The organism is Streptomyces sp. NPDC101152 (assembly GCF_044768275.1).
Classification (GTDB): Bacteria; Actinomycetota; Actinomycetes; order Streptomycetales; family Streptomycetaceae; genus Streptomyces.
The window spans coordinates 157777-181413 of record NZ_JBIWPO010000002.1 but is presented as its reverse complement, the minus strand read 5'-3'; the positions used below and the strand labels follow the sequence as shown (position 1 = coordinate 181413).

Genomic DNA, 23637 nt, shown 5'->3' with positions numbered 1-23637 from the left:
AAGGCCCCTCAGTCCCATTCCAGGCCGCCGCGCCGCCATACGTACGCGTACGCGACGAAGACGGTGAGCACGAAGAGCAGCATCTCCACGAGCCCGAAGATCCCCAGGGCGTCGAAGGTGACGGCCCAGGGGTAGAGGAAGACGATCTCGATGTCGAAGACGATGAAGAGCATCGCCGTCAGGTAGTACTTGATGGGGAAGCGCCCGCCGCCGGCCGGCGTGGGGGTGGGCTCGATCCCGCACTCGTAGGCCTCGAGCTTGGCCCGGTTGTACCGCTTCGGACCGATCAGCGTGGCCATGACCACGGAGAAGATCGCAAAGCCTGCCCCGAGGGCTCCCAGTACGAGGATGGGCGCATACGCGTTCACCGCTCCTCGCTCCTCTCAGTCGGCACTGACTGCTGGCGATGGCATCGGACTCACACCCGCCTCCTACGCCCCTCTAACCTCCGCTCGTCCCAACGAAGATCGAGAACATGTGAAGCAGGTCACAAGCCCAACTGCTCCGCATCTTATGCCCGCCGCTCTGTGATCTGCGACACGGGGTATTGCACAGACTTTGTGATCTCCACCACCTGACGAAGGATCATGGAGTCCGATATGCGGTGATCTTCGCACGAGAGGCGTCCGACCGATCACCAGAGGTGACATTTCCGCTAGTCGGCACGGCTCGAGAGGGGCGTCTCTATATCAAGAGAGTTCTCTTGCATGCAAATTGGCGCCGGACGAGATGTCCTGATAAAGGAGCGCATTCACACCTCAGAGGGAGGTGCGCGGCACGATGTGGACACGTGCATGCGTTCACGAGCGAGTCCTGGTCGCGATCCGGGCGCAACCCCACCGTGATCTTCGCGCGGGACGCGGCCGATCTCGTAATCGTTGCGTGACCTCCACCACACACATGAGAGGTCCCCGAGAAGAGGGCTTGGCCAACGGTCCCAACCGATGGTAGGTGCAGGGCAATTCGGACGTATAGACGAAAGGCCGTGATCAAGGGCCTGATAGGCGGCGTCCGCAATGTCCGTTACGGCGTCAATAAAGAACTCCGCGTCGGGGATTTGGGGCTCCGATTGAGCAACTGTGGCGCACCACACGTTTCTTGAAGGTATGGAGGAGCCCCTGATACCGGTTGTTCTCATGTCCCACACCGCTCACATACGCAGCCACCGGAAAGCCCGCCGCAACGCGACGACGAGTCTCGCGGTGCGTGCCGGAGTTGCCGGTGGCGTCCTCAGCATGGCGGCGGCGGGCGCGTCGGCCTCGGCGAGCGCGGCCGAGACGACGCAGACCCTGCAACTGCCCACCCTGACGGCCGACCTGGCCGCTCAGGTCGCCCAGTCCGCGGACGCCACCCAGCAGGCGGCCGCGAACTACCAGCTGCAGGCCGAGCGTGACGCGGCCGCCGCGAGCGCCGCCAAGCAGGCCAAGGCGGACCTCGCCGAGGCCCAGAAGAAGGCGGAGGCCAAGAAGCAGGCGGAGGCCGCCCGCAAGGCCGCCGCCGCGCAGGCGACGTCCCGCAGCGCCGAGCGGACCACGCTGGCCGCCACGACGACCAGCGCCGCCTCCACGAGCTCCTCGACGGCCACCGGTTCGGCCGCCGCGGTCGTCGCCTTCGTGAAGGCCCAGATCGGGGACGCCTACGTCTCCGGCGGCACCGGCCCCAACTCCTGGGACTGCTCCGGTCTCGTGCAGGCCGCCTTCAAGCAGGTCGGCGTCAGCCTGCCGCGCGTCTCGCAGGACCAGTCGGCGTCCGGCACCCAGGTCTCGCTGAGCAACCTGCAGCCGGGCGACATCCTGTACTGGGGCAGCTCGGGCAGCGCCTACCACGTGGCGGTGTACGTCGGCGACGGCATGTTCGTCGGCGCGCAGAACCCGTCGACCGGTGTGGTCGAGAAGCCGCTGTCGTACGACCCGCCGACCGGAGCGGTGCGGGTGCTCTGACTCCCGGCACAGCGTGGAGGGCCGCAGCCGCTCGGGGGCAGCGGCCCTCCGTCATGTCCCTGTGCCGCCCAGGAGAGCCTTCGTGGCGCCCACGCGTCCCCGCGTGGGCCGGAGTTCTGCTGCGGGTGCTGTGTGTCTTCTGTTGTCATGGGTCCCCCGGGGTCGGGGAGGGGTTCCGGGAAACCGGAAGCCCGAGTTCCCGCCGCCCCGGGATCCATGCAACGACCACCACAAGGGAGACACAGCGATGCCCAGCGTTTTCGTGCAAGGCCGCCCGGTCGACGCCTGTCCGCCCCTCGCGCCCGGGGCCCGGCGGGGCAAGGTCCGGCGCATCACCGAGACCGGTGAAGAGGTGCTGCACAAGCCGTGCCGGGACGTCACCGAGTTCGGGCCGGATCTCGCGGCCCTGATCGACGACATGTTCCTGACCATGTACATCGCCGACGGGGCCGGACTCGCGGCGAACCAGGTAGGCGTCGATCTGCGGGTGTTCGTGTACGACTGCCCGGACGACGACGGGGTGCGCCACGTCGGGCACGTCGTCAACCCGGTGCTCGATCCCCTCGACCCCGCCGGGCGCCGGCTGCTCGACGACAGCGAGGGGTGCCTGTCGGTGCCGGGCGCCGTCATGGACGTACCGCGACCGGACCGGGCCGTGGTGCGGGGGCTGGACAAGGACGGTGAGCCGCTCGTCGTCGAGGGGACGGGGTACTTCGCGCGCTGCCTGGCCCACGAGACGGACCATGTGAACGGGCACGTGTATCTGGACCGGCTGACCAAGCGGGAGCGGCGGGACGCGCTGCGGCAGGTGGCGGACCGGCGTGACGAGGTGTTCGCCCGCCGGGCCGCCAACGTGGAAGCCCTGAAGGGCTGACTCACGCCTTCGGCGCCACCTTGCTCAGCCCGTTGATGATGCGGTCCATCGCGTCGCCGCCCGTGGGGTCGGTGAGGTTGGCGAGCATCTTCAGGGTGAACTTCATGAGCACGGGGTGGGTCAGGCCGCGCTGGGCCGCGATCTTCATGACCTTCGGGTTGCCGATGAGCTTCACGAAGGCGCGGCCCAGCGTGTAGTAGCCGCCGTAGGTGTCCTTGAGGACGCGCGGGTAACGCTGCAGGGCGAGTTCGCGGCTCGCGGGCGTCGGGCGGGCGTGGGCCTGGACGATGACGTCGGCGGCGATCTGGCCGGACTCCATGGCGTAGGCGATGCCCTCGCCGTTGAAGGGGTTCACCAGACCGCCGGCGTCGCCGACCAGCAACAGCCCGCGCGTGTAGTGGGGCTGGCGGTTGAAGGCCATGGGCAGGGCGGCGCCGCGGATCGGGCCGGTCATGTTGTCCGGGGTGTAGCCCCAGTCCTCGGGCATGGAGGCGCACCATGCCTTCAGGACCTCGCGCCAGTCGAGTTCCTTGAAGGAGTCGGAGGTGTTCAGGACACCGAGGCCGACGTTGGAGGTGCCGTCGCCCATGCCGAAGATCCAGCCGTAGCCGGGCAGCAGCCTCTCCTGGGCGCCGCGGCGGTCCCAGAGTTCCAGCCAGGACTCCAGGTAGTCGTCGTCGTGGCGGGGCGAGGTGAAGTACGTCCGGACGGCGACGCCCATCGGGCGGTCCTCGCGGCGGTGCAGGCCCATCGCGAGGGAGAGCCGGGTCGAGTTGCCGTCGGCGGCCACCACGAGCGGGGCGTGGAAGGTGACCTCGCGCTTGTCCTCGCCGAGCTTGGCGTGGACGCCGGTGATGCGGCCGGTGCGGTCGTCGACGATCGGGGCGCCGACGTTGCAGCGCTCGAAGAGGCGGGCGCCCGCCTTCTGGGCCTGGCGGGCGAGTTGCTCGTCGAAGTCGTCACGCTTGCGGACGAGGCCGTAGTCCGGGAAGGAGGCGAGATCCGGCCAGTCGAGCTGGAGGCGGACGCCGCCGCCGATGATGCGCAGGCCCTTGTTGCGCAGCCAGCCCGCCTCCTCGGAGACGTCGATGCCCATCGCGACGAGTTGTTTGACGGCGCGCGGGGTGAGGCCGTCGCCGCACACCTTCTCGCGCGGGAACTCGGTCTTCTCCAGCAGGAGCACGTCGAGTCCGGCCTTGGCGAGGTGGTAGGCGGTGGTGGAGCCGGCCGGCCCCGCGCCGACCACGATGACGTCTGCGGTGTTCTCGGAGAGGGGCTCGGGGACTCGCTCGGAGTGGGGCTCGGTCTCGACGGTCACGGCGGGATCTCCCCAAGTTCGAAATCTGCGTGCCGACCGGCACTGGACACGGGCAGTCTATTCAGCAGAATTGATCACCCGGCTGAAGGGCTGCCCCCAGTGAACCGAGCTCTCCCCGTAGTGCGGCTGCGTGTCCCCACCGACGAGGACGCGATCGCCTGGCACCGGGTCTTCGACGACCCGGACGTCATGGAGTTCCACGGCGGCCGGCCGGCGGAACTGTCGGTCTACGAGGAGCTCACCGCCCGCCAGCGCCGGCACGACGCCGAACTCGGCTTCTGCCTGTGGACCATGGTCGACGAGTCCGGGCGGGTGATCGGTTTCACCGGCGCCCAGCCGTGGCCGCAGGAGTGGGGCCCCCGGGGCGAGATCGAGATCGGCTGGCGGCTCGGGCGGGAGTTCTGGGGCAAGGGGTACGCGACCGCGGCCGCGCAGATGACGCTGGAGCGGCTCAGGGCGGCCGGGGTGCCGAGCGTGGTGGCGATGGTCAGACCCGGAAACGAACGGTCCATCGCGGTCACCAAGCGTCTCGGCATGGAACTGGCGGAGAGGTTTCCGCACCCGCGGCTTTCCGAGGACGCCCTCTGCTTCCGGCTCGACCTGACGAACGATTACCGAAAGTAACCGACCGCTACAGAAAGACACCCGACACTTCCGGACGGCATGGTCGCGCGGTTACCCTTCCAGTACCGCTGGGGGTGACATCTGTGCACATACCGCCCAAGACACCCGAAGTACGAGTTCCGAGGCTGGTCGGCCTGATGGCCATGGACGCGCGCGAGGCGGCGAAGTCGCGCGGCCTGTTCATCAACGCCCCCGACCGGCCCGACTTCCACCTCACCGCCGTCGAGTACGTCGCCCGCCAGTACCCCGCACCGGGCGCCGAGGTGCCCCGGGAGTCGATGGTGTACGTGTGGTTCGACTTCGGCGAGGGTGAGGGCGGCGGAGGCGTGCGCGAGCCGCGCATCCCGAGGCCGCCCAGCGGTGGACTGCAGCGGGAGCTGGACGAGCCGGGCGACCCGTACGCAGTCGTCGGCTCCGCCTGAGCGTCAGCTCTGCTTGAAGCCGCGGTGCAGGGCCACGACGCCGCCCGTGAGGTTGCGCCAGGCCACATTCGACCAGCCCGCCTTCTTCAGGTGCCCGGCCAGCGCCGCCTGGTCGGGCCAGGCGCGGATGGACTCGGCGAGGTAGACGTAGGCGTCGGGGCTGGAGGAGACCGCGCGGGCGACCGGCGGCAGGGCGCGCATCAGGTACTCGGTGTAGACCGTGCGGAAGGGCGCCCAGGTCGGGTGGGAGAACTCGCAGATGACCACCCGGCCGCCGGGCCTGGTCACCCGGTACATCTCGCGCAGGGCCGCGTCGAAGTCCTGCACGTTGCGCAGCCCGAAGGAGATGGTCACCGCGTCGAAGGTGTCGTCCTTGAACGGCAGCTTCGTCGCGTCGCCGGCGGTCAGCGGCAGCCAGGGGTGCTTCTTCTTGCCGACCTGGAGCATGCCGAGCGAGAAGTCGCAGGGCACGACGTACGCGCCGGTGCGGGCGAACGGCAGCGACGAGGTGGCCGTACCGGCGGCCAGGTCCAGGACCTTCTGCGCCGGCCGGGCGTCGACCGCCCTGGCCACCTCCCTGCGCCACGCGCGGTCCTGGCCGAGCGACAGCACGTCGTTGGTCAGGTCGTACCGTTCCGCCACGTCGTCGAACATCGAGGCGACTTCGTGCGGCTGCTTGTTCAGGGAAGCGCGGGTCACGCGGCCATTCTTGCAGCCCGCCCGCACGCACGAGGCGTCGGCTCCACCGCGCCCGCGGAGCGCTCAGCGGCGCCGGTGCACCAGACGCCCGGCGCACACCGTCGCGACGCAGGCCCCGGTCTCGTCGAAGACGGCCAGGTCGGCGCGGCCGGCCCGGCTGATCGCGGTGGGCCCGGTGTACGGGAGGACGAGCACGTCGTTGCGCCAGGCGGCCGCGCGGAGTTCGGGCGAGTCGACGTACGCCTCCAGGACCGCCACTGCGCCCAGCTTGAGCACGGCGTGGACGCGTTCACGCGGGCTCGGGGCGTTGGGCAGCGGCCCTTCGTGGACGCGGGCGGGGCCCAGTGCCCCGGGCCAGTGGCGCACCCGGGCGCCCGGGAACCGCTCGCGCAGCTCCGCGAACGTGCCCACGGCACCGACACGGTCCTGCCCGACCACGACGGCGCCGTCCTTCACCGGCTCCCCGTCCCAGCTGACGTAGACCTCGTCGGCCGCGTGAATCGTCTCCACCTCAGCCTCGGACCAGGTCAGTTGGAGGCGAGCAGCTTCAGCTCGGGGTGGGCCGTGCCGCCCGCGATGGCCGTGGACGAGATGTGGGACATCACGCGCTCGTCGACCGGGTCGTTCGCCGGGTCGTCGTGGACGACGATGTGCTCGTAGGTCGTGGTCCGCTGGGCGGGGACCCGGCCAGCCTTCCTGATCAGGTCGATGATCTCCAGGCGGTTGGAGCGGTGCTTGGCGCCGGCGGACGAGACGACGTTCTCCTCCAGCATGATCGAGCCGAGGTCGTCGGCGCCGTAGTGGAGCGACAGCTGCCCGACCTCCTTGCCCGTGGTCAGCCAGGAGCCCTGGATGTGCTGGACGTTGTCCAGGAAGAGGCGGGCGATGGCGATCATCCGCAGGTACTCGAAGAGCGTGGCCTGCGTGCGGCCCTTCAGGTGGTTGTTCTCGGGCTGGTAGGTGTACGGGATGAACGCCCGGAACCCGCCCGTGCGGTCCTGCACGTCACGGATCATCCGCAGGTGCTCGATGCGCTCGGCGTTCGTCTCGCCGGTGCCCATGAGCATGGTGGACGTCGACTCCACGCCCAGCCGGTGCGCGGTCTCCATGATCTCCAGCCATCGCTCGCCGCTCTCCTTGAGGGGCGCGATGGCCTTGCGGGGGCGTTCGGGCAGCAGCTCCGCGCCCGCGCCCGCGAAGGAGTCGAGCCCGGCCGCGTGGATGCGGGTGATGGCCTCCTCGACCGACACCCCGCTGATCCGGGCCATGTGCTCGACCTCGCTCGCCCCCAGGCTGTGGATGACGAGCTGCGGGAACTCCTTCTTGATGGCGGCGAAGTGCTTCTCGTAGTACTCGACGCCGTAGTCCGGGTGGTGGCCGCCCTGGAACATGATCTGCGTGCCGCCCAGTTCGACGGTCTCCGCGCAGCGGCGCAGGATGTCGTCCAGGTCGCGGGTCCAGCCCTTGTCCTTGTCCTTGGGGGCCGCGTAGAAGGCGCAGAACTTGCACGCCGTGACACACACGTTCGTGTAGTTGATGTTCCGCTCGATGATGTACGTGGCGATGTGCTCGGTGCCCGCGTACTTGCGGCGGCGTACGGCGTCGGCGGCGGCACCGAGCGCGTGCAGGGGGGCGTCGCGGTAGAGGTCGAGCGCCTCCTCGGGCGTGATCCGTCCGCCGGCCGCGGCACGGTCGAGCACGGACTGCAGATCGGCCTTCTCGGTCACCGGGGCGTCCCTTTCGTCAAGGGTTGTGGACAGACCCGACCAGCCTACGCCAGCGGTTTCGCTCCGCCGACGTCAGGCCGCGTACGCGCCGACGAGCAGCCCGAGGAACGCGCCGGCGATGAGGAACGGCCCGAACGCGATCGCCGTCTTCCGCCCCGCCTTCCGTACGACGACGAGCGCACCGCCGTACAACGCCCCGAGCAGGAACGCTGCGAAGGTACCGACCATCACCGTCGGCCACCCGTACCAGCCGAGCACGGCCCCCAGCCCCAGCGCCAGTTTGACGTCCCCGAAGCCCATGCCGCCCGGGTTGATGAGGAACAGCAGGAAGAAGGCGCCGCCGAGCGCGAGGGCGCCGTACAGCGCGGTCGGCCAGTCCCCCGCGTGCTCCGGTACGAGGGCGACGAGCCCGAGGAGGACGAGCGCGGCGCCCGCGAGGGGCAGCGTCAGCGGGTCCGGCAGGCGCTGCACGCGGAAGTCGACGACCGCCAGCAGCACACCGACGGGCGCGAGCAGCAGCCAGACGCCGAGTTCCGCCCGGGTGCCGGTTGCGGCGGCGAGGGCGGCGCAGACGAGGGCGGTGGCGACGGCGAGGGACGCGGCGCCGGGACCGTACGTCTGCGTAGAAGCGTCTGACGCGCACTCCCTGCACACCGCCCGTCCGATCCACCCGCCGAGGGGGTGTCCGCCGGGGCACAGCTCCCGCCACGCCTCCCCCGACGGCACCGAGAAGCGGTACGCGGCGCGCGGCAGCAACGATCCCGCCGCCGCGCCCCACAGGGCGGCGACGGCGATCAGCAGTCCCGTGCTCAGGCCGGCGTTCATCCCACCGCGGCGACGCCGTTGCGCCAGGACGGGAGCAGTTCGTCGAGGAGGGCCTCGGTGCGCGACGGCAGCCCGCGGGCGCCGCTGCGGTTGACGAGGTCCGCGGCGAGGGCCGTCAGGCGGTCGGTGTCGCCGGTGGCGTGGGTGGCGCGGAGCAGTTCGTTCCAGAGGCGTTCGTCGCCGGGGGCGGAGTTGAGGGCGGCGCCGAGGGCCTCGATGGCCTTCTCCGCGCGGTCCTTCTCCAGGTGGAAGGCGGACAGCGCGAGCCCGATGTCGGCGACCAGCAGCGGGAGTTGGGCGTCGATGATCTCGTGGGTGAGCCAGCGGTAGCGCCCCTCGGGCCGGTCGGCGAGCAGCGGCCCGCGGACCAGGACCAGCGCGTCCGTCAGCAGCCGGCCGCGCACCGCGCGACTGTCGACTCCCTTGCCCTGGGTGGCCTCGTGGTACAGCGAGCGCAGCACGTCCAGGTCGGACACGACGGACTTGGCGAGCACGAGCCGCCCGGCCGCGTCGGCGGTGAGCCGGGGGCTGCCGTCCGGATCGGCACCGAGCCAGACCCGCAGCCGCTCCAGCAGCGCGTCCCGTACGTCCTCGGTGACCCCTCGCGGCCACAGCGCGGACGCGAGCACGCGCGGGTGGACGCCCTCCCGGTGCAGCAGCAGCAGCGCGAGCGCCTCGTGCAGCAGCGCGCTGCGCTCCCCGTCCGGGGTCTCCAGACCGATGATCTCGTACGGCCCGACGAGCCGCGCGTACACCGCGGGCCGCCCCTGTTCGCTGATGTCGACCAGGAACGGCGGTGTGGGCGTGGGCCCTTGCGGATCGCGCTCGGGGTCGGCCTCCACGAACAGTTCGACGACGGCCCGTTGCTGTGCGAGCGGCAGCAACTGGGCGTCGAGTTCGAGACCGAGCAGCGGGGCGAGCAGTTTGCCCGCGCCGGTGACCTCCATCTCCCAGGCGGCGCCCGGCAGATCACCGCTCTCGGTGCCCACCAGGTACCCGATCCCCAACCGGCTGGCGTCGGCGGCGAGTTCGGCGAGCCTGACGGCGTCCTCGGCGGAGGGCTGGGCGGCGAGCAGCACGAGGTGCGGAGCCCAACGGGTGTGCTGGGCGGGCCCGGTACGCCCGGTGAGCACGGAGTCCTGACCGGCGGCCCCCAAGGCACCGCGCCGCTGCCGGGTCTCCGCCTCCATGGTCTCGAGGAGGGCGTCGATGCCGTCGAGGTGGCGGAGCCGGTTGGGGGCGAGCGGCGTCAGGTCCTCACCGAACCCGACGAGCGTGATCGTCATGCGGTCGGACCAGCCGTTGGTGGCCAACTCGGCGGCCACGGAGGCGAAGACGGCGGCCCGGTCGGCCTCCCGGCCGCTCAGCGAGACGATGCCGGGCACGGCCTCCAGGTTGAGCAGCAGCCGCGAGTCGTCCATGGTCCCCAGGCTGACGAGCCCGGGGTAGGGCGCGGCCGTGTCGGCGTCCGGGTAGCGCTCGGCATCGCTGCGCGCGAGCATCCAGAACGTCTGGTCCTGCCCGAGCTGCCAGGGAGCCGGCGGCTTCCCGGCGGGCTGCGCGAGCTGCAGGTGCAGATCGCCGTTGGTGAGCCACGCCGCGTACACGGTGGGCAACGGCCGTGACTCCCCCGTGAGTTGCGCCGCGAGCCCCCGCAGGGAGCGGTCGAGCAGTCGTACGGCTTCGGGGTCGGCGCCGACGAGGAGCGCGTCCTGCGCGGCTGCGGCGTCCCCGGTCGGCGTGGGCGGCTCCATGCCGCGCCGCCCCCCGACGGACCCGAGGGCCGACTGCCACAACGCCTGCCGACGCCGCCGACCGAGGGCACCGAGCAGCCCGGCGGCGAGAAGGGGGGCGCTGAGAAGGGCTTCGGGAAGCCCGAAGGAGTGGGAACTGGAGCCGGAGTTGGCGCCGGACTCGGGGGACGCTACCTGCTGCTGGTGCACGTGTTGAGCGGCGGGCCGCTGCTGGGGCACGGAGACCTGCTGACCGCCGCTACCCCCTTGTTCCTGGGCGTGCTCACCGGACTTGGCGTAGTCGTGGATCTGGTGCTGCACCTCGGGCGAGACCTGGGCGTTCGCGTCGGGCATCTCCACGAGTTCGCCGCCGCGTGCGTCGCCCGGCATCTCCATGATCCACCCGGGCCGGATCAGACTGGCCTCGGAGAGCCGGGAGCCGTCGGGCTGCACCCGGTCCTTGTTGAGCTCGTAGATCTCCTTGTACCGGCGCCCGTCACCGAGGTGCCGCTGGGCGATCTCCCACAGGGAGTCGTGGTGGCGACCCTCGGGCGGCTGGATCCGGTAGTACTTCGTCTCGCCGTGCTGCCCCGCCTGGTGACCGACCTCGGCCTGCGCGTGGGAGGCCTGTTCGGCGAGGGCGGCGGCGGTGTGCGCGGCCTGCTCCTGCTGCTGGGCGAAGATGCCGGGGGTCGCCTGGGCGGCGGCCACGGTGGGCTTCTGGTTCCCGTCCAGGCTGTGCCCGAGGTTCGACAGCCCGGGCGTGAGGCTGGCCGCGGTGGCGCCGACGAGCAGCAGCGCGGCGACGAGCTGCCGGGCGAGGAGCTGACTGGGGCCGGCGCCGGGAACCCGCCCGGGCACCCCCACACCGCTGAGCGCGGCCTTCACCTCGACGAGCACGCACGCCGTGAACTGCGCCCAGGCCAACCAGACGATGACGGTGAGGATGTGGATGAACGTCCAGACCGTGATCTGCTGCTGCAGCCAGTCGAGGCTGGGCGCTCCCTTCGGCAACGGCCACCCGATGGTGACGGCGAGCGCGCCGGGCACCCCGACGACCAGCACGAGCAGCGCGACGAACGCGAAGAACGCCTTCACGAAGTCCCCGAAGCCACGACGCCGAATGCGGACGGGCTGCGGGGTCCGGTTCCTGGGAGCCGACGAGTTGCCTGCCGGGCTGCCCGTCGAGCTGGCCGAGCTGGAGGTGCGGCGTCGTGGCATGGCGGGTGTCCTGGGGTCGTGTGGGCTGGTGAAAGCACTGCGGGTGCGTGGGTGTACTGAGCCTACAGAGATCTTATGGACTCGTATTTGCGCGGGCGGGGGTCGGATACGGGACTGAGACCTGGCCCTGGCCTGTCCCTCGGGGGTACGTCTGCCATTCGCGCCCGCGACACCCTCACTCCTCACATTCCCCACACAATCCCCCACGGCCGCTCAAGGCCCCCTTACCCACCCCTGATAGCTTCGTTCCCCGTTGCACACAGCCGACTCCGGGGGAGAACACCGTGGCCCGCCACGCACTGACGTCCACTGCCGCCGCGTTCACCATCGCGTCGACGCTCTTGCTCACGGCGTGCGGCGGGGGTGACAAGTCGTCGGGGACCATCAAGGGGGCGGACACGGGGTCGGGGAGCCCTTCGGCTTCTGCCTCGGCTTCAGCTTCTTCCAACGTTGACCGACCGGACGTGAGTCTTCCGAAGGACCTCAAGCTGGTCTTCGACTTTGCCAAACCGTCAGACGCAGACAGTGCCGCGGCGTTGGATGACGCGGCCAACTACATCCGGGCGCTGAACCATGGCATCGCCAAGCAGAATCCCCAGGATCCGGCCTACCAGTTCTACTCGGCCAGCGACGCGGCCCGGTACGCGAACTCGCAGATCCAGACGTACGTGAAGGGCGGCTGGACGATCACCGGCACGGACCGCTACTACCGTGCCGAGACCAGCGCCGCGGGCGGAACCCAGAACGTGAAGCTCGTCCGCGTCACATTCTGTGAGAACCAGGCGAAGGCCTACGGCAAGGAAGTGAAGACCGGGAAGATCCTCTACACCAAGCCAAGCCTGAGTAGTTTCTTGAAGTTCAACATCCTCATGGCATCCACGAAGGCGTCGCCGGTTTGGCAAGCGCAGTCGATCACCGTGGCCGAGAAGGCGAAGGAGTGCCAGGAGTGATTTACCCCCAGCGAGCGAAATGGGGCGTAGCCCTTGCTGCGGGGATCCTGCTGTGGACCGCAGGCAATGCCTACGCCGACAAGCCCACCTCTGGTGCTCACGGCGGAACCAACGGAAACAACATCTACGCCTCCGCCACCTACTCCACCATCAAGGTCCGCCAGATCAGCGGCCCCACCGGCGGCAAGCGCGGCTCCGTCTCCTCCGTGGACGTCAACTGGAAGCCGCCGGCCTGCTGGTACGAGCCGGTGTTCAGCGGGCAGGAATTGAAGGACTTCGTCGACAGCACGAACGGCAACGGAGACGTCGGCATCCACGAGTCCTGGTACGGCAAGGGCCTGTGGACCGACCACTACCAGGACGGCAAGCCGGAGCACAACTTCGACGACAGCAACAGCGTCGCGGACGGCTACAAGAACTACAACATCGGCAAGAACGGCTACTTCTGGCGCAGCGTCGCACCGGACGCGACCGACCCCGCCTCCTGGGACTGCGGCCGCATCATGTTCTGGCAGGACGCCAACGTCGTTCCCAACGTCCCGCACGCCCCCACGCCGGAGATGCTCGCCGACTACGCCTACAACCAGATCAAGGTCCCCGCCACCGAGATCGAGGTGAAGCCCACCGCCAAGTCCACGGTGAACCTGCCGACCTGGGTCTGGCTCGACAAGGGCAAGTTCCAGGACGTCAAGGTCCGCGCGGAACTCCCCCGCACCAACCTCTGGGCCGAGACGACCGCCAAGCCGGTCGCCCTCCACCTGGATCCCGGCACGTCCGACGCGACGACGTTCCCCGCCTCCGGCGACTGCACCATCAACAACGACGGCTCGATCGGCACCCCGTACAAGCCGGGCGACGCCAACACCACCCCGCCGTGCGGCATCACGTACCTCAAGGCGACGAACGGAACGCCGTACCAGCTCAAGGCCAGCATCACATGGCAGATCACCTGGGAGGGAACCGGCGGCGCCAAGGGCAACCTGCCCAACGGCACCTTCGACACGACCCAGAACATGAACGTCCAGGAGATCCAGGCGGTCAACCGCTGACGTTCGCCTCAACATCGCCGGGGACACACCGGGTTCAGACCACGTTCTCGGCGAACAGGTCGGCCAGGCTTGTCGCACGCAGGGTCCGGATCGCCCAGGCCCTGAGCAGTGCCGGATCGGAACAGGCGTCCACCCGAACACGGACCTCGGAAGTCACCGGGAGCGGTCCGGCCTCCCCCAGAGCCAGGACAAGCTCTCTGAGCCTTTCCGACGACCAGCCAGCCTCGGCAGTCATGTCGACATTGGCCCGAAGGAAGACGGGGTTCCGGAACAGAAGCAAGAGCGGGCACGACTCGTCGTCGCATTCCGTGTGCCCCTCGCCCCCCGGGAATGGCTCAGTCACCCAGCCTCTCCTTCATACGAGGTGATCAACGAGCTACGCCGCAACGAGATCACACCACACGTACTTGCCTCGATTGCCGTTTCTGGTCAGCTGCTGCCATCCCCCCAGGTCGGAGCACGCCCGCACCAGTGCGAGTCCCCGCCCCTCCTCCGCGTCGACGAGCTGCTCCAACCGCCCAGGCGGCTCCGGCGGTTCGGGACTCGCGTCCCAGGCCCCGATCCGCAGCACACCGGCCGACCAGCGCACCCGTAGCGCCGCCGGTCCCTTGGTGTGCCGTACGGCGTTGGTGACCAGCTCCGTCGCGAGCAGTTCGGCGGTGTCGGCCAGGCGGATCAGGCCGTGCAGGGTGAGGATCAGCCGGAGGGTGCGACGGCAGACGGTGACGGCTCGGGGGTCGTTCGGGATGTAGAGGGAGTACTCCCACGGGTCGTTTTCGGGCATGGCTGAACTCCAGTCGAGGAGGGGGAGTTGGCAGGTCGCGCGGCGGTCGCGGGCGGTGGCAGTGCCGCAGCCGTCATGGCAGGACGGAGTGGTGCGCTTCCGGGATCCCGGCGTCTCGCAGCGTGTGCGTCGCGTCACTGACGGTAGGTCATAAGATTGCGACCCGGCAAGCCACTCACGTAGCCTCACACCCGAACGAGGCGCCATGGCAGGCGGTTTACGACCCAGGGAGCAGCGGATGGCCACGCGGCGACACCCCACGGCACGGCAGATGCGTCTGGGCGCCGAACTGCGCAAACTTCGCGAGGCCGCAGGGCTGAAAGGCGCCGAGGCGGCGGCGCTGCTCGGGGTGAACTCAACTCAGATGAGCCAGATCGAGTCCGGTGTCGCCGGTGTCAGCGAGGAGCGTGTTCGCCGGCTGGCAGCCAACTACGCCTGCACGAATGCCGAACTGATCGACGCCTTGGTCGCCATGGCCACCGACCGCACCCGGGGCTGGTGGGAGGAGTACAAGGGTGTCTTGCCCGCCGCCCACCTCGACCTGGCTGAGTTGGATCACCACGCCAGGTTCCGTCACGACGTGGCGGTCAACCACCTGCCCGGGCTCTTCCAGACCGAGGCTTACGCGCACGCCCTCTTCTCCTACATGAACCCTGAGTTCCCCGAGAGCGAGGTGGAGCACCGAGTGAGCCATCGGATGAAGCGGAAAGTCATCATCGATGGTCCCGACCCCATCCCGTACGAGACCCTTATCCATGAGGCGGCTCTGCGCATCAGAGTGGCAGGCCGAGCCGCCTTCCGAACGCAGCTGGCCCGCGTCCTCGAAATGTCCGAGGCGGACCACGTGACCGTGCGCGTCATCCCCTTCGCCCTCGACGACTTCGCCGGCGCCGGGAGCGCCATGGTGCACCTGGGAGGGGCCGTCCGGCCCTTGGACACCGTGGTCCGCGACGCCCCACACGGCACGGCCTTCATCGACTCCGAAGCCCAACTGGAGCACTTTCGAAAGCTCTTCCGTAGGGTGAGGGAAGCGTCACTGACCCCCGTCAGGTCGCGTGACCTCATCCACCAGTTGACCAAGGAACTGTGAGGAAGCAGCCATGAGCACCCCGGTTCAGTGGCGAAAGTCGTCCTACTCCGGCGGCGGGGAGGGCAACGACTGCGTAGAGATAGCGAACCTCTCCAACGACATCGCGATACGCGACTCGAAGGATCCGGCCCAAGGCACCCTCTCCCTCCCGGCCCATGTCTTCTCCGCGTTCATCGACTCGCTCGCCACAGATCAGACGCCGCTCTACCACCCGGCGGCGCCGTACTCTCCGTCCATCTCGTAGATCTGCCCCTGAAGCTGTTCACCGGCCCATTCCAGCCCACCCCGAGATCGATCGCACTCCCCGACATCACCGAGGACGACGCCGGCCTGCCGGACCTGCTCGGCTCGATGGGGCGCTCTGCGGTCTGCGCGGCTCGGCGTCGCCCCGGCGGTCAAGCACTGACGACGTTCTGGGACTCAGCACGGTGGTGTCTGTTCGGCAGAGCTGTCTTGGCCGTGAGCCCTCGCGACTGCCAGGCGTTGTCACGGAGTTTGAACAGGGCCCAGTAGCGGGTGGGGCAGAGCAGCACGATGTTCATGAACACTGCCGCCGGGGTTCCGGCAAGCCACGAGTGCCATCGCTGGCGCGTGGTCATGTCCGGTCGCATGAGTACGTACAGCCCGGACTGGCCGTAGCGGACCACGAGGTACACCGTGAGGTACACCAAGGCCGGCCCGGGGTTGTGGTACCGGCCGCCCAGGGTCATCACGGTCATCACGATGGTCCAAGTCAGCATCACGGGGGTGATGACGAGCTGGAGCAGGCCGAACGTCGGCGAGATGAGCTGCTTCACGGACAGCCGTGAGTAGACGAAGGGAAGCATCCACCACCAGGACCTGGCCCAGCGCAGGCGCTGACGGTAGGTCTTCTTCAGTGTGGTCGGCATGTCGGTGACCACGCCCGCTTCGTTGACGGCCACGACCTCGCCGCGCATCAGGGCTCTCAGCGCGAGCCAGCGGTCGTCGCCCGTGCCGCACTCCACCTCGTAGGCGTCCAGGTGGTCGTAGAGCAGTTCGGCCCGGTAGAGGGCCAGTGCGCCCGAGGTGGTCTCCAGGGCTCCGAGCATGGAGCGCGAGGAGCGCATCATCACGCATGAGGTGCCGATGTCGATGTCGGCGGCCCGCGCGACCCAGGTCTCCTGGAAGTTGCGGATGTAGATCATGCCGGTGGTGGCCTGGATCTTCGGGTTGCTCATGGCCCGCAGTTGCTGTTCCAGGGCATCCGGGAAGGGCTCGCCGTCCGAGTCGATGGTGAGGACGAAGTCGAAGTGCTTGCCCTGTGCCTGAAGGTGACGCAGCACCGTGACCTGGGCCCCGCGTTTGCCCTTGTTCTCCTGCCGGTGCCAAAAGACCCGGGGGTGGTCGAAGGGCTGCACGGGGTGCTGCTGGGAGCCGTCGTCGATCACGTGGATCTCATCGACGGGATGCGTCTGGGCCAGTAACGAGCGCACCGTACGGTGCAGGTTCTCCGTGGGCTCTTCGAAGGCCGGGATGATGGCCACTGTCCGGCCGGGAGCCACCGGCAGGTGGGTGAAGGTCCGGCCTTTGAGGAAGGAGACCAGGCAGAGCACGATCACGGTCATGCCCAGCCACCAGTAGAACGTCAGGATCGGGCTCTTGGACTGAAGGTGGACCACCACGGTGGCAGCGGCCAGGGCCGCCACCACCACGGCAGTCACCACAGTGAATCTCGCCCGTGATGAAGTGCTCAAGCGGTCACCCGCTTGCCGCGGGTCGCCAGCCGGAAGACCGTCACGCCGCTGAGGACGAGAAGCATGGCCCCCAGCACGATCCATCCGAGATCCGTGCCGCCGGTGGCGGCCAGAGCGGCTCCCCCGGTGGCTGTACCTATTGCGGCACCAACGCCATTGTGTCCGTACATGTTCCCTCTTTCTGAGTGCGCCGTGAGGCGTCACCAACGTGTCGACGGCTGCCCGATGGCTTCCGTGAGTGCCAGGACATTCAGCGCGGGGCGGTTCTCATGTGTCGCGCCGGCAAGTCAGCCCGCCTGGCCTTCGGGGGTGTTCCGTGTTTCAGAGCCGCTCAATGTGTGGGGCGGCCGCCATGACGCCACGGGTGTCGAGTACGTAGGCGGCCTCGGCGGCGAGTTGGGTGAGGTCGAACTCACCGTGCGGGGTGAGCAGAACGACTGCGTCGAAGTCGGCCACGCTCGTACCGCCGTGCGTGGCGGCAAAGGGAATGTCCTTGCAGCCGCCGTCGGGCAGGTAGGGATCGACGACGGTGACGTCGGCTCCCATGGCCCGGAGCCGGTCGATGACCTGGACAGCGGGCGACTGGCGGGCGTCGGAGGTGCCCGGTTTGTAAGCGGCGCCAAGGGCGAGGATGCGGGCCCCGTGCACGCTGCGGCAAAAGCGACGGCTGAGGGCGTCCTGTAGGCGGCGCACCACGTAGTCCGGCTGGCTTTCGTTGATGTCCTGAGCCAGCTCGATGAGCCGGAAGGTCTGTCCGTGTCGGGCTTTGACGTGGTGGCTGAGGTAGACGGGGTCGATGGGCAAGCAGTGCCCACCGACGCCCGGCCCGGGCAGGAACTTGGTGAACCCGAAAGGCTTGGTCGCCGCCAGCTCCAGGGTGTGCCAGACGTCTACGCCCAGGGTGTGCGCCATCCGGGAAAGCTCGTTGACCAGCGCGATGTTGACGTGCCGATAGGTGTTCTCGAACACCTTGGCAAGCTCGGCCTCTTCCAGCCCGGAGGCCGGCACGGTGACATCGGTGACCGAGTCGTAGAAGTCCTTGACACGCCGCAGACAGGCATCGGTGAGCCCGGCGACGATCTTGGGTGTGTTCTCCAGTCGCCAGTCCGCGTTGCCGGGATCGATGCGCTCGGGGCTGAACCCGACGTGGAAGTCCTCCCCGGCGACGAGGCCCGAGCCCTCTTCCAGCAGGGGTATGAGCACCTCGCGGGTGGTGCCCGGATGCGTCGTCGACTCAAGCACCACGGTGGCTCCTGGCTCCAGCCAGTCCGCCAGTACCCGTCCGGCCTCACGTACGCAGGTGAGATCTGGCGCGCGCTCGGTCAGTGGCGTCGGCACAGTGATGACAGCGACATCGAATCCCTTCAGATCCTGCGGATCCGAGCTGGGCGTGTAGTGGCCTGAGTGCAGCACCTGTTGCAGCCGGTCCGAGTCGATGTCCTCTATGTAGGACGAACCGGCAGCAAGGCTCTCGCAGCGTCTCTGGTCTGGTTCGTAGCCGGTCACGACGTGTCCGGCCTCGGCGGCCCTCAGGGCCAGGGGCAGGCCAACATAGCCCTGCCCAAGCACGCAAATGTGCATGGTGGATTTCCTCACCTTGAGCCGGCCCGCGAGCATGCGCGGACCGGAAAACGGCGCCCCTGAAGTGCGGCTGACTGTTCCTGAAGCAGGCAGCCGCGGCGTCGGGTACTGCAGTGGATGGCGGTGCGGGAGCGGCGGCGCTGAACCCCCGTCGGGTTACGACAACCGCTGCTGTCGAGTCACTGGCGGCTCAACCGCCGGCTCGACGTCTCTCGTGAGTCTGTCCCTGACCCACTTAGAGATCTTCACAAATCCCCCCTCTTTGTGGACCTAAAACGTTCAACGGTTATCCGCGGTAACGGAAGCCTCTTTACTGATTCGAAACCTATGAGGTGCCTCTAGGGCCCTCTCAGCGCCCGACTGACCGTCAAAACAGCTGCATGATGCCTAAGTTCAGCTCACGAGGGCAGTCTTGACCGCAAGACGGTGACTTCTTGGCCGATGCAATCCACCCTCGGCCCGGCCAAGCCGACACGCCGTTAGATTCACGAACTGATCTTCACAACTTCCCCCTGTTCGTGCTTGGTCAAGGCTAAGGATGCACCCGCCAAGCGGAAGGCTTGTTCCCACATCGCGACCTGGTAGTCGAAGCACTCTGCGGTGACGCGCTCCGTTGTGTGCGCCCCCTGTACCACCGCTCCGGCGAAGATCCCGCCTCTCCGACGCCCTGCCCGTCGGGGACATCAATGCTGCAGTCCTGCAGTCCAGCAAAGGGGAAATAAACTACTTTGGCAGCGTTGGGAGTTGCGGTGATCTCAGAGAGGCACTCCATGGGCGCAAGCCTGTTCAGCCGTCGATCAGCGCTTCGTCTGGCCGGGGCATCGGCTCTTGTCGCTGCTGGGCAGACACTTGTGAGCTGCGCCCCTGCTGCGCCTCCCAAAAAAAGAGCGCCGGGCGAGCCCACTACGCCACGGACTGACATCCCCTCAGGGCGCCGTCTCCATCCTCCCCGAGCGACCTGGTCCGAGCAGTTCCAATCCGGGCACGGCTGGACGGTCGGCGGCGCGGGCACCGCGTCCGCCGACCCCAATGACACCTCGGTGTTCGCCCGGGGCAGTCAGTCGGTGCGCGCTGTCACCAACGGCACCGGAAGGCAGTCGTACGTACGCAGGACCGGCATGACCGCGATGAACTTGACCGGCAGGATGATTCGCCTGCTCTTCCGCGTCGACAACACCAACAGCCTCTCCAGGCTGGCCTTCTACCTGGGAACCGGCTCGTTCGCGAATTCCTACGTCTGGCAGTTCCACACGCACTCTGCGACGGCCACCAACTACGTCCAGTCCGGGGAATGGGTGACCGTCCACTTGCAGTGGGCCGACGTGACTGCCGCAGCAGGCAGGTACTCGCTGTCGTCGGCGGGCGTGCCCTCCACCAAAACCGGCTTCACCGACTTCTCGTTCGCCCTGTACGACGACGCCGGTGGTCCGGTGACTTACTGGCTGCAGGCGGTGGAACTGGTGCCTGACACCTCGTCCGTCTTTCCCAAAGGCGTCGTCTCCATCACGTTCGACGACTCGCACAGCTCGATCCACAACCTGGCGCGGCCGGCGATGGACAGGTACGGCTTCCCCGGGACGAGCTACAACATCGCGGACGCCATCGATAGCGGCAGTTCCCTGACGATCAACCAGATGCGGTCGCTGCAGGACCACTCGGGCTGGGAGATGGCCGGGCACGCGTACGCGACGAGCGCTCATACCGCGAGCTACGCGAAGCTGACGGCCCAGCAGGCGGACAACGACTTCCGCCGTCTGCGGGAATGGCTGGCAACCCACGGCTTCACCAGCGAGCACTTCGCTTACCCGCACGGTGCGTTCGGGAAGACGACCGACGGAGTCGCGGTGGACCAGATCGCGGGCCGGCACTTCACCACGGCCCGGTCGATCATTTCCGAAACCACCGAGTCCTTCGCCCCGGCGATGCCATTCCGCCTCAAAGCGCTGACCGGCATCAACGACGCCAGCGGGATCAAAGGCACGGCACTGTCGAAGCTGACGGCTCCGGGTGGCCGACTCGACCGCTGCGCCAACAGTGCAGACTGGCTGATCCTCTGCCTGCACCGGGTCGTCGAGGGGGCGCCCACCAGCAGTACGGAGATCAGCCAGGCGGGCCTGATGACGCTGCTGAAGGCGATCTCCGACCGGGGGATCCCCGTCGCGACCGTCGCCAAGGCGATGGACCACTACACGTAAGTCCCCCCCCCCCGCTCACGCCGGGGAGGAGCAGGGCGCCGCGTACTCCGCCTTGGAGGGCCACGCACTGTCGCTTGGTGATCGGCGTGCTGTTTGGTCAAAGCTGCGGAGACTGCTGCACAGCCAGAGCTGAGGACAACTCTTGAGGATCAAACATGAGAGGAAATTGGATGTGCGCGACAGGAGACGTGCGAGAGGCATGGGGCCGTGTGACCTCATGGCTTGAACGCAACGCCCCTGACACGCTCGCAGCGCTCGGCGGCCCGGGGGCCCATGGGGCCATCAGTGAAGCCGAACTTCGGTCTGAATCTGCCGGAGGACATGCGGCAGTGGCTGTTGGCGAACGACATCGACGCCGGCAGGCAGCCAGACGATCAGTCCCGTCTGGTCGCGCTGGGGTGCGAATTAGACATCCCCGGCGGCCATCTCCTCCTCGGGCTGACAGATATTCAGCGCGTCTACCTGAGCCGCATGGGCCTGGAGGAGAGCGCGCCGTCCGCAGACCCCGGCCATCCGTTCTGGCGTCGTGAGTGGGTGCCCATTGCCGCCGAGAGCGACGGTCTCTATGGGACGTATCTCGACACGCTCAGCGGAACCATCGGAACCTGGAACGAGGCAAACGGTCCTGTGGAGGGCGCGTACGCCTCCTTGTTCGCCTTCTTCCAAGAGACAGCGGACCGGCTGGAAGGGGTGTCCACGGGGGACTGGAGAGGCCCCGGCCGGTCTGCCAGAGCCCGTAGGCCCGATCTCCGTCCGAAAGACGAGCCGATACCTCTGTGGGCACACGCCAACAGGTATCTCGTAAATGATCGTGGACGCATTCCTGCGTCGATCCGCGAGGCTTACCAGGCATCACAGAGGTGAGCAGCAGCTCCAGCTGTGCCCGCCAACGACCATTGGTCGGCCACACCCGCACCGCGTCATGGCTCTTCGCCCAGCAGAAGGATCTCCAAGAACTCCTGCGGGGCGTCCCTACAGACGTCATGACCGCTGTCCAGGGTGTGGACGCGCCAGGTCGGGTCGTTGGCCAACCGGTCGCGGACGGCGGTGAAGGGCGTGCCGTCCCATCCGGACAGATACACGTAGTCCCGGGCCTTGACGTCGCGCAGGCCGGCCGCGTCCAGCCGGATCCGCTGGAGGAAGGACGCCAGCGGATGTGCGGTCACGCGCGGGTCGCTGCCGGACGGCGGCCGGACCGTGTAACCGTCCGCCGCCGCGCCGTCCAAGAACAGGCTGCGGTAGACATCGCTGGTCAGGTCCCAACAGGACTGGCCGTCCTCGGGTACGTAGGCGTCGGCGTAGACCAGGCGGCGCACCACCCCGGAAGGGGCGCGGTCGGCGGCACCGGTGATCACCATGCCGCCATAGCTGTGCCCGACGAGAACGGCGTCATTGACCTCCTCGGTGGCGAGTACGGCGAGCACGTCGTCGATGTGGGTGTCGAGATTGACGTTGGCAGAGTTCAGGTGGGCGCGGTCGCCGACACCGGTGGGGGTGACGGTCAGCGCCCGGTGTCCGGCGGTGCACAGTCGGTCGGCCAGGCCGGAGAAGTACCAGCCGCCGCGCCAGCCGCCGGGAACCAGAACGAAGGTCGTCATGCAGGCATGAACGACGCCCACATGTCGCTGATTCCCTTACGGGGATGGGTGCTTCGGGCGAGTTCTGCTCGTCCTGACGGACCTCGACGCCACCGGGGACTGGATCGTCCAGGAGCTTACGCACGGCATCGTTCAATATCGATCCATTTTGGTGGGCCGGCGTGAGCAGTCCCTGGCACCGTGGGGCTCATGGGTGAACTGGTTGAGCGTGTCGACGAGCAGGACCGGGTGCTGGGAGTGGTCGACCGAGCGGAAGCGATTCGGCAGGGCTGGCTGCATCGCATCGCCACGATCGTGTGCCGCGACGAAGGAGGGCGGTTCCTGGTTCATCGCCGTCCGGATGATTCGTCCCGTTTTCCGGGTCAGTACAACTGGATGCTCGGCGGGGCCGCTGACGTCGGCGAATCGTACGAGCAGGCGGCAGCCAGGGAATTGGCGGAGGAACTGGATGTTCAGGCAGCCCCGCGCTTCGTGCTCAAGTTTCTGTGCGCGGGGGCAATCAGTCCCTACTGGCTCGGACTGCACGAGGTCGTCATCACCGGGCCCGTCCGGCCGAGTGCCGAGGAAGTCGCCTGGCACGACTGGCTCACCGAGCCGGAGCTCGAATCCCTCGTACGGCATCAGGGGTTCGTCCCGGACGCCCGCGAGGCGTTCGATCGATACCGTGACCTCAATTGGGCCGTGGTTCAGAAGCCCCACGGATCAGGATGAGGCTTCGCAGCCGGATCCCGTGACCAGATCAGACGCCGCTCGATCTGGTCCCCGGTGAGGTCGATCAGCCGGTCGGCCGCCCAGCCGTTCCACTGTACGGCGCTGGCGAATTGCGGCAACCGAAAGGCCGGGAGGTCCACAGGAAGTGCTTCGGGGCGGAACACCGCCTTTTTGACCTCACCATTCATCCTCTTCGGCTTGGACGACCTCCGCAGATCCAGACAGTCGACCACCTGCTCGACCAGGAGCAGGAAGTACTCGTCGTCTTTTCCGTCGGCAATGTCGACGGGCACCAGGCTTCCGGCCGCCGGCAGTCGGTCACCAAGTTGATCGATGACACGTCGACCGAGGATGGGAGCGCCCCGGTATCCCGACGGAAATTCGGACTTCGGCCAGTGGCGGTCCCCACCCCATTCAGCACTCAGCCGGACAGGTCGGTCCGATTCCGCACCGCTACGCTGCCAGCGCTTGATCCTGGACAGCCCAGCATCGTCAAGACGCAGTGGCCTGTAGTCGCTCAGGCTCGGAAGAAGGCGGTAGACCGACAGACTCTCGTCGGACTCATCAACCATGCGTCACCA

The 23637-nt window shown here is 68.1% G+C and carries 25 protein-coding genes; 11 read left to right on the top strand and 14 right to left on the bottom strand.

From position 1 onward, the window contains the following. Nucleotides 1-8 precede the first annotated feature (8 nt). Nucleotides 9-368, bottom strand: a complete 360-nt coding sequence (locus tag ACIRVK_RS03390) for an NADH-quinone oxidoreductase subunit A (protein WP_003992243.1) — start codon at nucleotides 366-368, stop codon at nucleotides 9-11. A gap of 768 nt (nucleotides 369-1136) precedes the next feature. Here ACIRVK_RS03390 and ACIRVK_RS03385 point away from each other — a divergent pair. Both ACIRVK_RS03385 and def read left to right on the top strand, forming a co-directional pair. Continuing rightward, nucleotides 1137-1940, top strand: a complete 804-nt coding sequence (locus ACIRVK_RS03385) for a C40 family peptidase (RefSeq protein WP_404243495.1) — start codon at nucleotides 1137-1139, stop codon at nucleotides 1938-1940. A 247-nt stretch (nucleotides 1941-2187) separates the two neighbouring features. Further along, complete coding sequence (def, locus tag ACIRVK_RS03380) at nucleotides 2188-2814, top strand: peptide deformylase (protein WP_404243493.1); 627 nt, start codon at nucleotides 2188-2190, stop codon at nucleotides 2812-2814. A 1-nt stretch (nucleotide 2815) separates the two neighbouring features. On the opposite strand, the gene ACIRVK_RS03375 is transcribed toward def, so the two are convergent. Then, nucleotides 2816-4132, bottom strand: coding sequence for a geranylgeranyl reductase family protein (locus ACIRVK_RS03375; RefSeq protein ID WP_404243491.1), 1317 nt, complete (start codon nucleotides 4130-4132; stop codon nucleotides 2816-2818). A gap of 99 nt (nucleotides 4133-4231) precedes the next feature. Between ACIRVK_RS03375 and ACIRVK_RS03370 the strand changes: the two genes are divergently transcribed. Together ACIRVK_RS03370 and ACIRVK_RS03365 are read left to right on the top strand one after the other, a co-directional pair. Further along, nucleotides 4232-4756 (top strand): GNAT family N-acetyltransferase, encoded by a 525-nt coding sequence (locus tag ACIRVK_RS03370; protein WP_404243489.1) that lies wholly within the window; start codon nucleotides 4232-4234, stop codon nucleotides 4754-4756. 137 nt (nucleotides 4757-4893) lie between these two features. After that, nucleotides 4894-5178, top strand: a complete 285-nt coding sequence (locus ACIRVK_RS03365; protein WP_404243903.1) for a PASTA domain protein — start codon at nucleotides 4894-4896, stop codon at nucleotides 5176-5178. 3 nt (nucleotides 5179-5181) lie between these two features. Here ACIRVK_RS03365 and ACIRVK_RS03360 read toward each other — a convergent pair whose 3' ends face one another. From ACIRVK_RS03360 to ACIRVK_RS03340, 5 genes are all read right to left on the bottom strand, one after another. Then, the gene (locus ACIRVK_RS03360; protein ID WP_404243487.1) at nucleotides 5182-5877 is read right to left on the bottom strand and encodes a demethylmenaquinone methyltransferase; all 696 of its coding nucleotides are present in this window, start codon (nucleotides 5875-5877) and stop codon (nucleotides 5182-5184) included. A gap of 63 nt (nucleotides 5878-5940) precedes the next feature. Then, the gene (locus ACIRVK_RS03355; protein WP_404243485.1) at nucleotides 5941-6387 is read right to left on the bottom strand and encodes an imidazolonepropionase-like domain-containing protein; all 447 of its coding nucleotides are present in this window, start codon (nucleotides 6385-6387) and stop codon (nucleotides 5941-5943) included. Between the two features lie 17 nt (nucleotides 6388-6404). After that, the gene (mqnC, locus tag ACIRVK_RS03350) at nucleotides 6405-7604 is read right to left on the bottom strand and encodes a cyclic dehypoxanthinyl futalosine synthase (RefSeq protein WP_404243483.1); all 1200 of its coding nucleotides are present in this window, start codon (nucleotides 7602-7604) and stop codon (nucleotides 6405-6407) included. 72 nt (nucleotides 7605-7676) lie between these two features. Beyond that, nucleotides 7677-8429 carry a prepilin peptidase gene (locus ACIRVK_RS03345; protein ID WP_404243481.1) on the bottom strand — a complete coding sequence of 251 codons (753 nt, stop codon included), beginning with the start codon at nucleotides 8427-8429 and terminating at the stop codon, nucleotides 7677-7679. Further along, nucleotides 8426-11383, bottom strand: coding sequence for a BTAD domain-containing putative transcriptional regulator (locus ACIRVK_RS03340; protein WP_404243479.1), 2958 nt, complete (start codon nucleotides 11381-11383; stop codon nucleotides 8426-8428). The genes ACIRVK_RS03345 and ACIRVK_RS03340 overlap by 4 nt, the downstream gene beginning before the upstream one ends. A gap of 284 nt (nucleotides 11384-11667) precedes the next feature. Between ACIRVK_RS03340 and ACIRVK_RS03335 the strand changes: the two genes are divergently transcribed. Together ACIRVK_RS03335 and ACIRVK_RS03330 are read left to right on the top strand one after the other, a co-directional pair. Continuing rightward, entirely contained in the window at nucleotides 11668-12333 is a 666-nt protein-coding gene (locus tag ACIRVK_RS03335; RefSeq protein ID WP_404243477.1) for a hypothetical protein, read from the top strand. After that, entirely contained in the window at nucleotides 12321-13382 is a 1062-nt protein-coding gene (locus ACIRVK_RS03330; protein ID WP_404243475.1) for a hypothetical protein, read from the top strand. Before ACIRVK_RS03335 ends, ACIRVK_RS03330 begins: the two co-directional genes overlap by 13 nt. A 34-nt stretch (nucleotides 13383-13416) precedes the next feature. On the opposite strand, the gene ACIRVK_RS03325 is transcribed toward ACIRVK_RS03330, so the two are convergent. Continuing rightward, entirely contained in the window at nucleotides 13417-13725 is a 309-nt protein-coding gene (locus ACIRVK_RS03325) for a hypothetical protein (RefSeq protein ID WP_404243473.1), read from the bottom strand. A gap of 33 nt (nucleotides 13726-13758) precedes the next feature. Beyond that, nucleotides 13759-14166: an ATP-binding protein gene (locus ACIRVK_RS03320; protein WP_404243471.1), complete on the bottom strand. Its 408-nt coding sequence runs from the start codon at nucleotides 14164-14166 to the stop codon at nucleotides 13759-13761. 238 nt (nucleotides 14167-14404) lie between these two features. On the opposite strand from ACIRVK_RS03320, the gene ACIRVK_RS03315 reads away from it, so the two are divergent. Continuing rightward, nucleotides 14405-15256 carry a helix-turn-helix domain-containing protein gene (locus ACIRVK_RS03315; RefSeq protein WP_404243469.1) on the top strand — a complete coding sequence of 284 codons (852 nt, stop codon included), beginning with the start codon at nucleotides 14405-14407 and terminating at the stop codon, nucleotides 15254-15256. Between the two features lie 10 nt (nucleotides 15257-15266). After that, nucleotides 15267-15500 carry a DUF397 domain-containing protein gene (locus ACIRVK_RS03310; RefSeq protein WP_404243467.1) on the top strand — a complete coding sequence of 78 codons (234 nt, stop codon included), beginning with the start codon at nucleotides 15267-15269 and terminating at the stop codon, nucleotides 15498-15500. Nucleotides 15501-15651: 151 nt separating this feature from the next. Here the strand turns inward: ACIRVK_RS03310 and ACIRVK_RS03305 are convergent, their stop codons facing one another. The 3 genes from ACIRVK_RS03305 to ACIRVK_RS03295 all read right to left on the bottom strand — a co-directional run bounded on the left by ACIRVK_RS03305 (nucleotide 15652) and on the right by ACIRVK_RS03295 (nucleotide 18552). Then, nucleotides 15652-16938 (bottom strand): glycosyltransferase, encoded by a 1287-nt coding sequence (locus ACIRVK_RS03305; protein ID WP_404243465.1) that lies wholly within the window; start codon nucleotides 16936-16938, stop codon nucleotides 15652-15654. A 29-nt stretch (nucleotides 16939-16967) separates the two neighbouring features. After that, a complete protein-coding gene (locus ACIRVK_RS03300) occupies nucleotides 16968-17141 on the bottom strand; it encodes a hypothetical protein (protein ID WP_404243463.1) in 174 nt (57 codons plus the stop codon). A 151-nt stretch (nucleotides 17142-17292) separates the two neighbouring features. Beyond that, nucleotides 17293-18552, bottom strand: a complete 1260-nt coding sequence (locus tag ACIRVK_RS03295) for a nucleotide sugar dehydrogenase (RefSeq protein WP_404243901.1) — start codon at nucleotides 18550-18552, stop codon at nucleotides 17293-17295. A gap of 770 nt (nucleotides 18553-19322) precedes the next feature. Here ACIRVK_RS03295 and ACIRVK_RS03290 point away from each other — a divergent pair. Then, the gene (locus ACIRVK_RS03290; RefSeq protein ID WP_404243461.1) at nucleotides 19323-20747 is read left to right on the top strand and encodes a polysaccharide deacetylase family protein; all 1425 of its coding nucleotides are present in this window, start codon (nucleotides 19323-19325) and stop codon (nucleotides 20745-20747) included. Nucleotides 20748-21032: 285 nt separating this feature from the next. After that, a complete protein-coding gene (locus ACIRVK_RS03285; RefSeq protein WP_404243459.1) occupies nucleotides 21033-21611 on the top strand; it encodes a hypothetical protein in 579 nt (192 codons plus the stop codon). A gap of 56 nt (nucleotides 21612-21667) precedes the next feature. Here ACIRVK_RS03285 and ACIRVK_RS03280 read toward each other — a convergent pair whose 3' ends face one another. Next, on the bottom strand, nucleotides 21668-22345 hold the full coding sequence (locus ACIRVK_RS03280) for an alpha/beta fold hydrolase (RefSeq protein WP_404243457.1): 678 nt from the start codon (nucleotides 22343-22345) through the stop codon (nucleotides 21668-21670). A gap of 189 nt (nucleotides 22346-22534) precedes the next feature. Here ACIRVK_RS03280 and ACIRVK_RS03275 point away from each other — a divergent pair, with 189 nt between their 5' ends. Continuing rightward, nucleotides 22535-23056, top strand: a complete 522-nt coding sequence (locus ACIRVK_RS03275) for an NUDIX hydrolase (RefSeq protein ID WP_404243455.1) — start codon at nucleotides 22535-22537, stop codon at nucleotides 23054-23056. Here the strand turns inward: ACIRVK_RS03275 and ACIRVK_RS03270 are convergent. Further along, nucleotides 23032-23628, bottom strand: coding sequence for a hypothetical protein (locus ACIRVK_RS03270; protein WP_404243453.1), 597 nt, complete (start codon nucleotides 23626-23628; stop codon nucleotides 23032-23034). The genes ACIRVK_RS03275 and ACIRVK_RS03270 overlap by 25 nt on opposite strands. Between the last annotated feature and the right edge of the window lie 9 nt (nucleotides 23629-23637).

What these genes read in the sequence shown, in the direction of transcription:
- ACIRVK_RS03385 (WP_404243495.1), top strand. Translation starts at nt 1,137, where the DNA reads ATGTCCCACACCGCTCACATACGCAGCCACCGGAAAGCCCGCCGCAAC.
- def (WP_404243493.1), top strand. Translation starts at nt 2,188, where the DNA reads ATGCCCAGCGTTTTCGTGCAAGGCCGCCCGGTCGACGCCTGTCCGCCC.
- ACIRVK_RS03365 (WP_404243903.1), top strand. Translation starts at nt 4,894, where the DNA reads ATGGCCATGGACGCGCGCGAGGCGGCGAAGTCGCGCGGCCTGTTCATC.
- ACIRVK_RS03345 (WP_404243481.1), bottom strand. Translation starts at nt 8,429, where the DNA reads ATGAACGCCGGCCTGAGCACGGGACTGCTGATCGCCGTCGCCGCCCTG.
- ACIRVK_RS03340 (WP_404243479.1), bottom strand. Translation starts at nt 11,383, where the DNA reads ATGCCACGACGCCGCACCTCCAGCTCGGCCAGCTCGACGGGCAGCCCG.
- ACIRVK_RS03320 (WP_404243471.1), bottom strand. Translation starts at nt 14,166, where the DNA reads ATGCCCGAAAACGACCCGTGGGAGTACTCCCTCTACATCCCGAACGAC.
- ACIRVK_RS03315 (WP_404243469.1), top strand. Translation starts at nt 14,405, where the DNA reads ATGGCCACGCGGCGACACCCCACGGCACGGCAGATGCGTCTGGGCGCC.
- ACIRVK_RS03310 (WP_404243467.1), top strand. Translation starts at nt 15,267, where the DNA reads ATGAGCACCCCGGTTCAGTGGCGAAAGTCGTCCTACTCCGGCGGCGGG.
- ACIRVK_RS03300 (WP_404243463.1), bottom strand. Translation starts at nt 17,141, where the DNA reads ATGTACGGACACAATGGCGTTGGTGCCGCAATAGGTACAGCCACCGGG.
- ACIRVK_RS03295 (WP_404243901.1), bottom strand. Translation starts at nt 18,552, where the DNA reads ATGCACATTTGCGTGCTTGGGCAGGGCTATGTTGGCCTGCCCCTGGCC.
- ACIRVK_RS03290 (WP_404243461.1), top strand. Translation starts at nt 19,323, where the DNA reads ATGGGCGCAAGCCTGTTCAGCCGTCGATCAGCGCTTCGTCTGGCCGGG.
- ACIRVK_RS03280 (WP_404243457.1), bottom strand. Translation starts at nt 22,345, where the DNA reads ATGACGACCTTCGTTCTGGTTCCCGGCGGCTGGCGCGGCGGCTGGTAC.
- ACIRVK_RS03275 (WP_404243455.1), top strand. Translation starts at nt 22,535, where the DNA reads ATGGGTGAACTGGTTGAGCGTGTCGACGAGCAGGACCGGGTGCTGGGA.
- ACIRVK_RS03270 (WP_404243453.1), bottom strand. Translation starts at nt 23,628, where the DNA reads ATGGTTGATGAGTCCGACGAGAGTCTGTCGGTCTACCGCCTTCTTCCG.